Annotated in this window: 8 protein-coding genes; 5 read left to right on the forward strand and 3 right to left on the reverse strand. The window is 70.7% G+C overall.

Annotated elements, in window-relative coordinates; genetic code table 11:
• Positions 1-124: 124 nt before the first annotated feature.
• The 3 genes from ACPA54_RS28475 to ACPA54_RS28485 all read right to left on the reverse strand — a co-directional run bounded on the left by ACPA54_RS28475 (position 125) and on the right by ACPA54_RS28485 (position 3047).
• A complete protein-coding gene (locus ACPA54_RS28475) occupies positions 125-1012 on the reverse strand; it encodes a phenylalanine 4-monooxygenase (protein WP_423534232.1) in 888 nt (295 codons plus the stop codon).
• A gap of 362 nt (positions 1013-1374) precedes the next feature.
• Positions 1375-2148, reverse strand: coding sequence for a hypothetical protein (locus ACPA54_RS28480; protein ID WP_423534233.1), 774 nt, complete (start codon positions 2146-2148; stop codon positions 1375-1377).
• An 80-nt stretch (positions 2149-2228) separates the two neighbouring features.
• Positions 2229-3047, reverse strand: a complete 819-nt coding sequence (locus ACPA54_RS28485) for a hypothetical protein (protein WP_423534234.1) — start codon at positions 3045-3047, stop codon at positions 2229-2231.
• Positions 3048-3475: 428 nt separating this feature from the next.
• Here ACPA54_RS28485 and ACPA54_RS28490 point away from each other — a divergent pair, with 428 nt between their 5' ends.
• From ACPA54_RS28490 to ACPA54_RS28510, 5 genes are all read left to right on the forward strand, one after another.
• A complete protein-coding gene (locus tag ACPA54_RS28490) occupies positions 3476-5728 on the forward strand; it encodes a dynamin family protein (RefSeq protein WP_423534235.1) in 2253 nt (750 codons plus the stop codon).
• Positions 5725-7530: a hypothetical protein gene (locus tag ACPA54_RS28495; protein WP_423534236.1), complete on the forward strand. Its 1806-nt coding sequence runs from the start codon at positions 5725-5727 to the stop codon at positions 7528-7530. Before ACPA54_RS28490 ends, ACPA54_RS28495 begins: the two co-directional genes overlap by 4 nt.
• Positions 7531-7834: 304 nt before the next feature.
• Positions 7835-10432, forward strand: coding sequence for a dynamin family protein (locus ACPA54_RS28500; RefSeq protein ID WP_423534237.1), 2598 nt, complete (start codon positions 7835-7837; stop codon positions 10430-10432).
• Positions 10433-10487: 55 nt separating this feature from the next.
• The gene (locus tag ACPA54_RS28505) at positions 10488-12467 is read left to right on the forward strand and encodes a dynamin family protein (protein ID WP_423534238.1); all 1980 of its coding nucleotides are present in this window, start codon (positions 10488-10490) and stop codon (positions 12465-12467) included.
• Positions 12468-12522: 55 nt separating this feature from the next.
• Positions 12523-12768 (forward strand): hypothetical protein, encoded by a 246-nt coding sequence (locus tag ACPA54_RS28510; protein WP_423534239.1) that lies wholly within the window; start codon positions 12523-12525, stop codon positions 12766-12768.
• Positions 12769-12773 lie beyond the last annotated feature (5 nt).

Genomic DNA, 12773 nt, shown 5'->3' on the forward strand with positions numbered 1-12773 from the left:
CGCGGCCGGATTCTGCGCTTTCGGGACGCCGGTTCAGGGCACCGGCTCAGGACACCGGTTCAGGACACCGGTTCAGGACACCGGTTCAGGACACCGGTTCAGGGCATCGGTTCAGGGCATCGGTTCAGGACACCGGGAGTGCCAGGCGCGCGATGGCGTCGTCGTCGCAGGTGGCCCAGAACGCGCCGACGACGTCTTCGAGGTGCGCCATCGATTCGGCGCGGAACAGCACGTCCTGGTAGTGGGTGATGTCGTACGTGGTGGTGCCCATGGCGGCCAGGTCGAGCGGGCGGATATCCATCTGGCGGAACTCGCGGATCTCGCCGTACGAGGACAGGATGCCTGCGCCGTAGGCCTTGAGTTCGCCGCCTTCGGCCATCACGCCGAACTCCAGCGTGAACCAGAAGACCTTGGACACGAACTCCAGTGCTTCGCGGCTCTCCACTCGGCGGGCGGCCTCGCCGGCCAGCCGGTACAGCGCGGCGAACCGGTCGCTGGCGAGGGCGTTGGCGTGGCCGATGACCTCGTGGACGACGTCCGGCTCGGGGGTGTAGAGCGGCACGCTGTGGTGCCGGATGTACTGCGTGGAGTGGAAGAGGGAGTCGGCGAGCGTGCCGTAGAACTCGCGCAGCTCGACCAGTCCGGCCGCGGGCAGGTAGCGGAAGCCTGTGAGGGGCTCCAGCCAGTCGCTGACTTCCTCGAGCTGCGGGATGCGGTCCTTCGGCAGGGCGAGGCGCTCGCCGCCGTGCAGGTATTCGGCGACGGCCAGCTCGCGGTGCGCGACGGCCAGCTCGGCGGACACGATCCGCCACACTTCGTGTTCCTCGGGGGTGTACTCCACGGCGGGGATCGGCTCGCCGGGCACGTGGCGCAGCGCCAGTTCGGCGATCCGGTTGCGCCGTTCGCGGTACACCGGGTCGGCGAACCCCGGGTGGCTTCGCGACAGCTCGACTTCGATGCTGCCGTCGGCACGCCGGGTCACCGGGGCCAGGTACTGCGCTTCCTCGAACATCGCCGCCTCCTCGCGGGGCCGGACAGGACCGATCGGGTCCGGACGGAACCGGTATCCGCCGGGCGACCGGGCGTCGGCCGACGGGTGAGGACCACCGCACAGCGGCACCGCCCACGGGCGCGCGGGGATGACCACGCGACCCGCTATGTCCAGTATGCGCCCGTATGCCGTGGGTGACGGCTCCGGCAACGCCCCCGGACCGGACCCCGCGGCACCCGTGAAGGCGCCCGCCGGCTCCGCGCAGCGGCACATCTGCGAGGGATCGCCTCGACTGCGTCCATCGCATACCCGCACGGGCAGACGAAGCAAGATCCACCGGGGAAAAGGTGGCCCGGAGGCGCGAGGGGCCGGGCCGGATCGCGTCAGGCCTTCTGCGCGGCGACGACCTTGGCGACCTGGGCGCGTATGACGTCGTCGGGGAACGAGCCTTGGTAGGCCATGAAGCTCACGATGACGTTTCCGACCCGGATGAGGGTGGCGGGCAGCGTGTAGCTCTTGGTGCCGGCCTTGGTGGTGACCAGCGAGGCGAAGCCGTCGTCGCCGAGTTTCGGCGGGTTGCCGGGGGCGATGTGGTACTCGGCTTCTTTGCCCTGCGAGTCGACCGCCCGGAACGTCGCACAGCCGGGGCGGGCAGCGACGGCGTCGGCCATCAGCTTCGCGGCGCCTCCGTCGGTGTAGGCGCGGATGCCGATCGCGCGCAGCGAGCCCGTGGCGGAACCGTCTTGCAGCCCGGTGCGCACGGCTGCGACGGGCTCCACGGCGGCACTGCGCCCTTGCAGGAGGTCGGCAACGGCTTGGCACTTCTCCGGGTTCGCCGCACCGGTGTCGTCGGTCAGGAAGTCCGAGCTGGTCTTCCAGCCGTCCGGGAGGTCGGCATTGGCCACCAGCAAGTCGGGCACCTTTGCCGGGTCGATGTCCTTGCCCGCCGAAGGTGCCGAGGCCGCCGCGGTGGACGGCTGCCCGCCGGGCGCGGAACCGGCCGTGGACGGCGCACCGGCCGCAGGCGCGACCGGCTGCCCCTGCGCGGGCTTGTCGTCCGCATTGTCACCCGACTTGCCGCCGCCGGAACAGCCGGCGGAGGCGATGACAAGTGCCAGCAGTGCGGCGGCTGTTGCGGCAGGGCGAGCGGTGTGCATGAGACTCCCCGGGACGGCCGGTCGACGCAATGTGTCGAGTCCGGATCATGCCGCACCGCCCGCCGACGCCGCGGTGCGGGTCAGCCCTTCTTCGCCGCGGCCAGCTTGTCCACCTGGGTCTTCACCAGGTCGTCCGGGAAGTCCTTCGGGAACATGCCGACGTTGACGTCGCTGACGACATAGACGGCGGCTATGGCGGTGCCGACGCGGATGAACTGGACGTAGCCGGCCGGGTTGGCGTTGGAGGGGTTGTCCATGGACGCCTTAGGTCCGTAGGCGACCAGGAGCTTCAGGGACGCGTCACCGAGTTTGGGGGCGTCCTGGGTGCCGCCTTCGACGGAGGTGATGTCGCCCTTGGCGTTCTTGGCGCTGTAGGCGAGGCAGTCCGTGGTGGTGTCGTTCTTGACCGCGCCGGCGGTGTCGGCGAAGAGCTTCTCGGCGACGCCGGGGGCGAATTCGGCCAGGGAGACCTGGTAGCTGCCGCCGGGGCCGGTCAAGGTGGCGCCGGCCTTGGCGGTGGGCTGCTTCTTCGGGTCGCCGAAGACCAGGTCCCAGACCGGCTGGCAGCCCGCGGGGGTGACGGTCTGCGCGGTGGGGGCGGGGAGTTTGCCGGCGGCGGTCTTCCAGCCGGACGGGAGTTCCTTCGCGGACAGCAGGGCGGTCTGGAGCTGGGCGGCGGTGAGCGCCTTGCCGTTGCCGCCCGGGTTGCCGGAAGCCGCACCGGAGGGTGCCGCGGTGGAGGGGGCGGCGGGGGCGGACGCCGGGGCGGTGGTCGAGGCCGCCGCGTTGTCCGCCTTCTTGTCGTCTTTCTTGTCGTCCGAGCCGAACTTGCAGGCCGTGGCCGCGAGAAGCAGCGGCACCAGGGCGGCACCGACCAAACGCGCGCGTGCGGAACGCATCGAAGTCCTTTGCAGAAGGGGGGAAACACCGGGGGATGTATTGACCCGCGGTCAATTGCCCGGATCGTAGCCGCCTGCACCCGCTCCGACCTGGGGGAAAGCCCTCGGGAAAAGGCCCGCAACCGCCCCACAACCGTTCTTTGGCATGTTCTTTGCCAATCCCACGGGAAACAGAAACCCCAGCCACCCCAAGCTGGCTTACGGTGCGGGTGACGAAGAAACATTCCTGCACGATCCAGAACCCGATGAACCCGATGCCCGAAGGCCGCTCCCACCGCCCGTCGGAAGCGAGTTCGGCGGCGAGGAACGACCTGCGTACGGCATGGTCGACGCGCGTTGCGCCCCCCGCGCGCCCGCTCCCCTCCCGCCGCATTGACGCGACGCCCGGCGGTCGAGAGACTGGCCCCACTCTGGGGGGAGCCATGCACGTGGGGACAACTCATGGGCCGGGCGGAAACCGGTCCGAAGCGGCGCGCGAAGAGCGCCGCGACACAATCGAAGCGCTGACCGAAGTCTCGGACCACCTGGACTTCGCGCTGCGCCTGGTGCGCCGCATCGTCGCCGACCAGACCCGGCTCGGCCAACTCACCACGCGGATCCACGCCGTCGAGGAACGCCTCCACGACGACCGCTATTACCTCGCCGTCATCGGTGAGTTCTCGGCCGGCAAAAGCACCTTCATCAACGCCCTGCTCGGCCAGGACCTCCTCCCCACGTCCGCGCTGCGCACCACCGCCGCCGCGACCCGCATCACGCACGGGCCGGAATTCTCCCTCGAAGTCCGGTTCCGCCTCGACGGGATCCGCTACCAGTACCCCACCGGCCGCGCCGCGGGCCCGCACAGCCCCCTCGGCCGCATGCTGCTGCACCTCGCACCCGACGTCGCCGTCCCCGACGACACCGCGGGGATCCTGTCGCTGCTCACCGCCGACGAGCGGTTCGCCCCGCACCTGTCGTACCTCGAAGTCCGGCACCCCGCCGCGCCGCTGCGCGACGGGCTGGTCGTCATCGACACCCCCGGCACCAACGCCGAGGTCGGGCACACCGACATCACCAGCGAGGTCATGCGCACCGAAGCCGACCTGGCCGCGGTGCTTACCCCCTCCGCCTCCCCCGCCTCGACATCACTGACCGCGTTCCTCACCGACGCGCTCGACCCCGGACTGCTGCGCCGCTGCATCTTCATCGTCACGAAGATGGACCACGTCGAGGACGACGAGCACGACGACCTGCTCAGCCACGTCCGCAAACGGTTCGCCCGCCTGCTGGGCCTCGACGACGTCGTCGTGCAGGGCGTCGCCGCCGACGCCGTGCTGCGCCGCGCCACCGGCCGGGAACTCCTCGGGCCGGAACAGGAGTACTGGGCGGACATGTTCCCGGCGACGCTGGAGACGCTGCGGGACCAGATGCAGCGCCAGCGCATCATCGCCGTGTCCGACCACCTGCTGCGCCTCATGGAGGACGTACTCACCGAACTGGGCGGCGAACTCGAGGACGCGCAGCGCCGGTTGGCGGCCGAGGAAGCCGAGCTGGACGCGAACCGCATCCCGAACCTGGCCGCGTTCGGCGAACGGCACGCGGCGCGCGGCGCCCTGCTGGTGGACGCGGGCGCGGAGAACGCGCGGCGTGCGGTGGGCGCGATGGCCGCGCAGTGGCAGCAGTACACGCGCCGGTCGATCGACACGGCCATCGACACCGCGGTCACGCCGGACGACATGCGCCGGGTGATCCGTGCGGACGTGCCCGACCTGATCCGGCGCGACCTGCCGCGCATCGGCGACGTCGTACAGAAGGCGGTGACGTCGGCGCTGGCGGACAGCGCGCGCGAGGCGGAAGCGGCCGTCGAGGCCGCCTTCGAGGCCGAGTACGCGAAGCTCGACCAGACCGCCGTCGTGCAGATACGCACGAACGTCACGATCGTGTCCGGGACGGTGCTCGCGTCGAACGCCCTGCGGGCGTACGAATCGAACGTCTCGGGTGTCACACAACAGATACGGGCGGTTCGCGGCCAGGCAACAAGATCGGGTCCGATCGGGTCCGGCGTGGACCAGTGGTTCGCGTCGATGCCGCCGCCCACCGGGCCGCGGCGCGGGAGCGTGCCGCCGAACATGCCGCCGCCGCGGCTGCCCGGCTCGGCACCCTATCCCGCTTACCCATCCGGGCATTCGCCGCAATACGGCGGCCCCAATTCGGGCGGAATCCACTCCTACCCCCCGCCGTCTCCCCCGGGGGCACCGAGCATTCCGCCGCCGCCGATGCCCGGCCAGTCGGCGCCGAACTACGGCCCGCCGCCCCAACCGCGCAGTGGGCTGGGGGCGTTCGCGGCCCGGATCGCCGACTCGATGTCGTCGACGGACATGAACGCACTGCGGAACCACGCACGGGCCGAAATGCATCAGACACTCCAGACGGTCGCGGACGGCCTCGCACGGCAGATCGACGAAGCCATCCTCGCCGCGACCGAGCACTATGCGGAGACGGTCCGCGCGTACGTGGAGCAGTACCGGGCCACGTACGCGCACACCGTCGACGAACTGGTCACGGAGTACGAACGCCGCGAGGGCATCCTCACGGCACGCAGGAACCTTTTGCACGACGCCACCAGGCAGACCGAGCAGCGGCGCGCGACCATCACGAGGCAGCGCGAGCGGCTCACGACTCGGGGGGGATCCCGAACATGACCGACCACTTCAGCGAAGACGCGTACAACTCGGACCTGGACCAGACCGGGTACGACGACGGCATGTCGCACGACGGCACGGGCTTCGACGACCCGAGCGTCAACGACCAGCTGTGGAGCGTCGAGCAGGGCATGGACGACCTGTCGCCCAACCTGCCGGACGACATGCCCGCCTCGGACATCTCGTACGACTCCGTGCCGGACGCGCCGGAGCTGCCGACCTACGACGACCCGTCGTACGACCCGGCGGCCACCGAGGACCAGGCCGCGCTCGACCCGTCGGGCAACCCGCTCGACGCGGCGCCCGCCGGTACCCAGGACTTCGGCGCCGACCCGGCCGCCGGCACCTCGGCCGACCCGTGGGTGCAGGACCAGATCGACGCGGCCAACCAGGGCTACCCGGAGGCCGACGCGGGCACCGGCGCCACCCCGGACCCGTGGGTGCAGGACCAGATCGACGCCGCGAACGACCCGTACGGCGCCCAGGCCCCGGACACCCTCGACGCCGACGTCAACGACGGCACCGAGGAGTGGAACCCGCAGGGCGGCGGCTCCGAGTTCGACCCGTCGACCGGCCACTACGTCGACCCGGTCACCGGCGACGAGTACAACGCGAACGGCGAACTGCTCGACCCGACCACGGGCCAGCCCTACGTCGACCCGCTGGACGTGCCGCAGGGCGGCGACATGCCGGCCTACGACCCGAACGACCCGAACGTCGGCCTCGACCCGTCCGACCCGAACTACGACCACTACTACGCCGAGAACGGCCACCCGTACGACGGCCCGAGCGACGTCCAGGACGGCACCGGCTACGACCCGACCGACTACCAGCCGGTCGAGTACGACTACAGCGACCCGTTCGGCCAGGACGGCTACGACCCCGGCTACGACCCGTACCAGGAGCCGGGCTACAACCCGTACGACGACAACGTGTACGGCGACTCGTACGACGTCGCGTACGACCCGTGCTACGGCGACTCGCACTACGACTCGTACCAGAACGTGTACGTCGACAACAGCACGCACATCGACGTGCACCAGGACGTCTACGCGTCGGCCTCGGACACCACCGTCATCGAGAACAACGACGGCTACGCGCCTTCCGAGGTGGACTACACGCCCGACACGCACTACGACACGACATACACCGGGTGGGACCAGTCCTACGACGCCCCGTACCAGTCGTACGACGCCATGGAGGTCGCGCACTACGCCCCGACCTTCGACGTCACCGACTTCGACGGTGCGGGCACCCCGCTGTCCGACGGTGCCTTCTTCCACCCGGTCGAGGACCCGGCGCACGGCCCGATCAGCGTCGAGGCGTCGATCGTCGAGAAGATCACCGGCGAGCCGTACAACGAGACCTCCGCGGTCCAGGAGGCGGAGAACGCCGGGATCTACGACCCCGAGGCCGGCATGTACAACACCCAGGTGGGCAGCTACCTGGAGCTGCACGGCATCGAGACCGAGACCGTGTACGGCGCCGACATGAACACCCTCATGGACGCGCTGGAGCACGGTGACCAGGTCATCGCCGTCGTGGACACCAACGAGACCGCCGACCCGCTGCGTGACGTGGCCACCGGCGAGCCGATCGAGCAGAACCCGCCGGCGCTCAACTCGGTGTGGGTCACGGGCATCGACGTCGACGAGAACGGCCACGCGTTCGTCATCGTCAACGACCCGACGTGGCCCGAGGGCCAGACCCAGGCGATCGCCGTCGAGGACTTCGCGAACGCGTGGGCGGACGGCGACAACCAGGCGGTCATCGCGCACACCGGCGAGCCGACCGGCCGCTGAACTCGCTAGCACCGTAGTCCGGTAGGCGGTGGTGCCGGGTGGGCGCCCGCCCGGCACCACTGCCCCCGGACCCGAGGTACGCGAGACAACCGAAGCGCATCCGAACCACCCGAACCACCCGAACCGCCCGAACACCCGAACCACCCTGCCGAGACCGCAATCCCGGGGCGTCCGGTACCGCTCCGGCGGCGCGTCGTCCCCGGACGGCCGGTGCGCCGGCACCCCACGCCGACACTCGTGTCGGACGGCAGGTCGCAGGCAGACCCCGAACAACCTCCCGAACAACCTGGAGAGGACAACCTCCGTGACCATCGACCGTGAGGCCGTCAACGCCCGCGCCGCCCAGGCCCAGCCGCGCCGCCAGGGCGGTGTGGCCGGGCTCCTCGGCGGGATCCACCGCAGCGCCGAACTCAAGGGCTGGCTCAAGCCCGCCTCGATAGCGCTGCCGCCGGTGCCCGAGCGGGTCGACGGCCAGTGGACGCTGACCGCGCTGCTCGCCGTGGGCCGCCGCGAACCGCAGGCGCCCGTCATCGACGTCGCCCCGGCGTGGGCCGCGGTGCAGTGGGCGTGGCCGTCGCAGAAGGTGCTGCAGACCGTCACCCTGTCCGAGCACGAGGCCGCCGCCGCGATGCTGGCGAAGGCCGCGGGCTCCGGCGCGACCTGGAACCTGTCGATGCAGGCCGAGGCGCTCGCCGCGCGCGCCCGGTTCTTCCAGACGCTGACCCGGTTCGTGTCCGAACCCGTCGAGCGCGACCTGAAGCTGCTCACCCGCGCCTACGCGCAGGTGCTGCCGCGCGCCGCCTACCCGATCTACCACGTGCTGGTGCCCAGCACGCGGAGCTGGCTGCAGGCCGCCGCCGCGCCGGGCCAGTCGGCCGCGGGCCGCGAGGCGCGGGCGCGCGCCGCCGCGGGCGCCTCGGCCGAGGCCGGGGTCTCCGGTCTACCGGGCCCGTCGAGGACCGCGGCGCAGCGTCCCGCTGCGCCGAAGGCGGCCCCGGCCGCTCGCGCGCCGCAGGGGGCGGGGGCCCCGGCACGCGCGAACGGCCCGTCCTCGGCGGGCGTCCCACCCCAGCGGGCCGCCGCCGCGGCACCCCGTCCCGCCCGGCTCGCGGCTCCCGGCACCTCCGGGGTGACCGGGGGTCCGGCCGAAACGTCGGGTGCCGCGTTGTCCGATCCCATCGCCCGCACCCGCGAGCTGGCCGAGGAGTTCGGTCTCGGGCAGATCTGCACCGAGGTGGACCGGCTGCGCACCCGGATGCGCCGGCCGGGCTTCCGGCTGGCGGTCGTCGGCGAATTCGGGCGCGGCAAGTCGTCACTGGTGAACCGGCTGCTCGGCACCAAGGTCGTGCCGGAGGGCCGGCACACGCGGGTGCCGGTCGTGGTCGCGCCGGGTCCCGAGGAGCGCATCGAACTCCAGTACGCGAACGGCAAGTCCGACGTGCGGCCGGCCGTCCCGTCGACGTGGCAGCAGATCGACGAGGAGGCTCAGCGTTCCGGCGACGGCGCGCTGGTCGGTGTCCGGGTGCTCGTCACCGATCCGGAACTGGCCCGGCTGGACGTGGAGATCGTGGACACGCCCGGTGTGAACGCGGGCGAGGGCGCCGACGACGAGAAGGCGCAGGACCTCGTGCGCCGCACGGTCGCGGCGAGCGACGCGGTGTTCATGGTGGTGTCGGCGAGCCAGCCGCTGGGCATTTCGGAGACCTCGTTCCTGGAGGAGGAGGTCATCTCGCGGCACGTGCCGCGGATCACCGTGGTGGTGTCGAAGCTGGACACCGTCGACGACGACGAGCGCGAGGACATCGTCGACTACCTCGGCGGCCGGGTGCGGCGGATTTCGCCGGTGCTGGAGGTGCTCGCGGGCCCGCACCGCGAGGACGCCGCGCCGCTGGCGTCCGTGCGCGGTCGGCTGGAGGAGTACGCGTCGTCGGGCGGACGCCGGTCGATGCGGGCCCGGCAGACCGCGGGGCAGCTGCTGGGGCTGCTCGAGGAGATGGCGGAACTCGCGCGCCAGGGTGTCGCGGACGCGGCGCTCGGCGACGAGGAACGGCGCCGCGCGGCCGACGAGGCCGAGGTCCAGATCGACAAGATGACGGCCGAGTGGGGCAAGGTCCGCGTCGAGCTGCAGCGGCGGCGCGGGGAGACCGCGGAGAAGTTCCGCGAGCACCTGGCGCAGTCGCAGGAGGACCTGCTGGGGGTCCTCACGTACGAGATGGAGCGCACGCCGGACCCGAAGACGTGGTGGGAGCGGGATCTGCCGTTCCGGCTGCGCCGCGAGCTGACCGGGTTGGCGAAGAAGTACGAGGGCCAGCTGCACGCGAGTGTGCAGGGCGACTTGCAGTGGCTCGACGCGCAGATGAAGAAGCACTTCGGCAAGGGCACCATGCACAAGGTGGACAAAGCCGAGCAGTTGTCGACGGAGTTCGAGCTGCACGAGGCCGAGGACCTGGGGTTGAAGGACCTCAAGAGCCGCAAGCTGGCGTGGCGGATCGGGCCGAGCGGCATCGCGGTGCTGGGCATGCTGCTGATTCCGCTGACCGGCGGGCTGTCGATGCCGATGGGCGCCGGCATGGCGGCGTCGGTGGGCGGCATGGTGCTGGGCGAGGTGAAGTCGGGTTCGCTGACCGACGGGCAGCGTTCGCAGGCGTCGAAGGCGCTGGCACCGGCCGTCGAGCAGGTGCTGGCCGGGTTCGCCGAGCAGGTGTCGGAGCGCCTGCACACGCTGTATGCGGGGGTCATGGACGAGGCGGTGCGCGGGCAGCAGGCGTGGCGCAAGGACCGGCTGGCGGCGCTGACTTCGCAGGGCAAGGGCGGCCCGGACTGGCAGCGGCTGTTTTCCGCTACGCAGGAATTGCTGACCGGGGTCGGCGCATTGATCGACGGTGAGACCGTCCGGAAGTAGTTCGGCCCGATCACCGTATGATCCGCGGGGACCAGCGCGGAGGGACAGGAGAGCAGTGGACGACAACCCGGTGATGCGGCGCTCCAACGGCGGGTACAGCGCCTGGCGTGCCCGGCAGGAGACGCTGGTCGAGCTGATCGACCGGCTGACCCCGATCATCTCCGGACTGTCCATCGGCAGCGGGGTGAAGAAGCTCGCTTCGGTGCGCACGCGCGCCGCGTCCGAGGCGTTCAAGGTGATGATCGTCGGCGAGTTCAAGCGCGGGAAGAGCACCGTGATCAACGCGATGCTCGGCGACAAGGTGCTGCCGTCGTTCGCGCGGCCGTGCACGGCGATCATCAACGAGGTGATGTGGGCCGACCAGCGTTCGGCCCTCATCTACCCGCTGGAAGCGGACGGCAGCGCGGGCGACCCGATTCCGATCGGCGTCGAGGAGATCGTCGACTACGTGACGATCGGCGCGGACGACGACAACACGCCGAACCCGTACCAGCGGGCGGTGGTGCGCTGGCCGCTGGAGCTGTGCCGCAACGGTGTCGTGGTGGTGGACTCGCCGGGGCTGAACGAGGCGCCGGAGCGCGAGCGCGTGACGCTTGCGTATCTGGAGCAGGCCGACGTGCTGGTGTTCGTGGTGGACTGCCAGGCCGCGATGTCGCGCAGTGAGCAGTTGTTCCTCGACGTGCACGTCAAGGCACGCGGCCACGAGGACGTGTTCTACGTCGGCAACAAGATCAACCTGGTCGAGGAGGAAGAGCGCGAGGACGTGCAGCGGGAGATCCGCAAGCGCCTCGGCCCCTACGTCTCCCGCCCGGACCGGGTGTTCTTCGTCAACGCGCGCGCCGCGCTGAACGGCCGCCGCAAGGAGGACCCGGCCCTGGTCTGCGAGTCCGGCATGGTGGAACTCGAGCGCGCGCTGGAGGACTTCCTCACCCGGGAACGCGGCCGGGCGAAGATCCTCTCCCCCGCGCGCGAGCTGAAGTACCTGCTGATCGAGGCGCGCGAGCAGATCGAACGCCGCGAGACGCTGCTGAACCAGAACGTCGACCAACTGCGTTCCACCTACGAGCGCGTGCAGGTGCCGCTGAACCGGCTGGAGCAGAACCGCCGGGTCATCGTCGCCCAGATGGAAGGCCACCTGCGCGAGACCCGGGCCGAAGTCGAGGACGCCGGCCGCCGGTTCATGCAGCGCGTGATGGGCCAGGTCCCGACGTGGGCGCGCGAGTACGACCCGGAGAACAAACTCGGCGCCAACCCGTTCAAGGCGCGCGAGAAGATGGAGATGGCGGTCCGGGAGATCTCCGACCACCTCTCCGGCCGCATCCAGGTCGCGTTCGCCGAGTGGCAGGAGAAGGAACTCAAGCCGCTGCTGCAGCGCCGCGTCGAGGACCTGGAGCGGTCGATCGACGACGACGTGAAGCAGTTCGTCACCCGCATCGACGAGATCCGCGCCTCGCTCACCCCGGCCGAGGCCGAGACGCAGATGTTCAAGGTGTCCGACAAGAACGCGGCGCCGCTGGAACGCCTCCTCGCGGACGCGGTCTCGTTCGTCCTCGACCCCGGTACCGCCCTGAGCGGCGGGAAGTTCAGCCTGCGCACCATGCTCACCACGCTCCTGCCGCAGATCGCGGTGGGCGCGCTGGCCGTCATGGTCGGCCTGGGCCCGGTGGCGATCTTCGCGATGCTGCTGGGCGGCAACCTGTTCCGCGGCGCCCTGCAGCTGAACAAGGCCAACCAGCGTATGAAGGAGCAGGTCGCCGAACAGGTCGTGGAGGAACTCCGCGGCCGCGCCGACGTCGACGTGCAGAACCTGGGCGACGAGATCACCAAGCAGCTCCGCGTGATGCGCGACGCGATCGCGCAGGGCCTCGACTCGGAGATCAAGAGCATCCGCGACGAGGTCGGCCACGCGCTGAAGACCAAGGAGCAGGGCGAGGAAGACGCCAAGAAGACCGGCGCCGACTTGCGCCGCTACTCGTCGGAGCTGAACCGGATCGACGAGCAGCTCGCTGACTTGATCATGGACGTGGCGCTGTAGGAGGGCTTGGGCCGCCCGGCCGCCCATCGGCACACCGGACGGTATACTCCGGGGTATGACGATGACCACGATAAAGGTTCGTGCCGATGTCCGGGACGACCTGGCACGTGTCGCCGAGCAGGATCTCGGCGGTGTCACGTTGAACACCGCCTTGGAGCACCTTCTGACGGAGCACCGCAAGGCCGCGATACTCCGCTCGTACGAGCGGCTGCAGGCGGATCCCGTCGCGTGGGCCGAATACCAGGATGAACTGGGCGAGTGGGACGGCGTCGCCGGCGACGGACTGCGAGGCGACGAGTGAGTCGG

It is taken from the genome of Uniformispora flossi (assembly GCF_049534875.1).
GTDB classification, from domain to species: Bacteria; Actinomycetota; Actinomycetes; order Streptomycetales; family Streptomycetaceae; genus Yinghuangia; species Yinghuangia aomiensis.

What these genes read in the sequence shown, in the direction of transcription:
- ACPA54_RS28475 (WP_423534232.1), bottom strand. Translation starts at nt 1,012, where the DNA reads ATGTTCGAGGAAGCGCAGTACCTGGCCCCGGTGACCCGGCGTGCCGAC.
- ACPA54_RS28480 (WP_423534233.1), bottom strand. Translation starts at nt 2,148, where the DNA reads ATGCACACCGCTCGCCCTGCCGCAACAGCCGCCGCACTGCTGGCACTT.
- ACPA54_RS28485 (WP_423534234.1), bottom strand. Translation starts at nt 3,047, where the DNA reads ATGCGTTCCGCACGCGCGCGTTTGGTCGGTGCCGCCCTGGTGCCGCTG.
- ACPA54_RS28495 (WP_423534236.1), top strand. Translation starts at nt 5,725, where the DNA reads ATGACCGACCACTTCAGCGAAGACGCGTACAACTCGGACCTGGACCAG.
- ACPA54_RS28510 (WP_423534239.1), top strand. Translation starts at nt 12,523, where the DNA reads ATGACGATGACCACGATAAAGGTTCGTGCCGATGTCCGGGACGACCTG.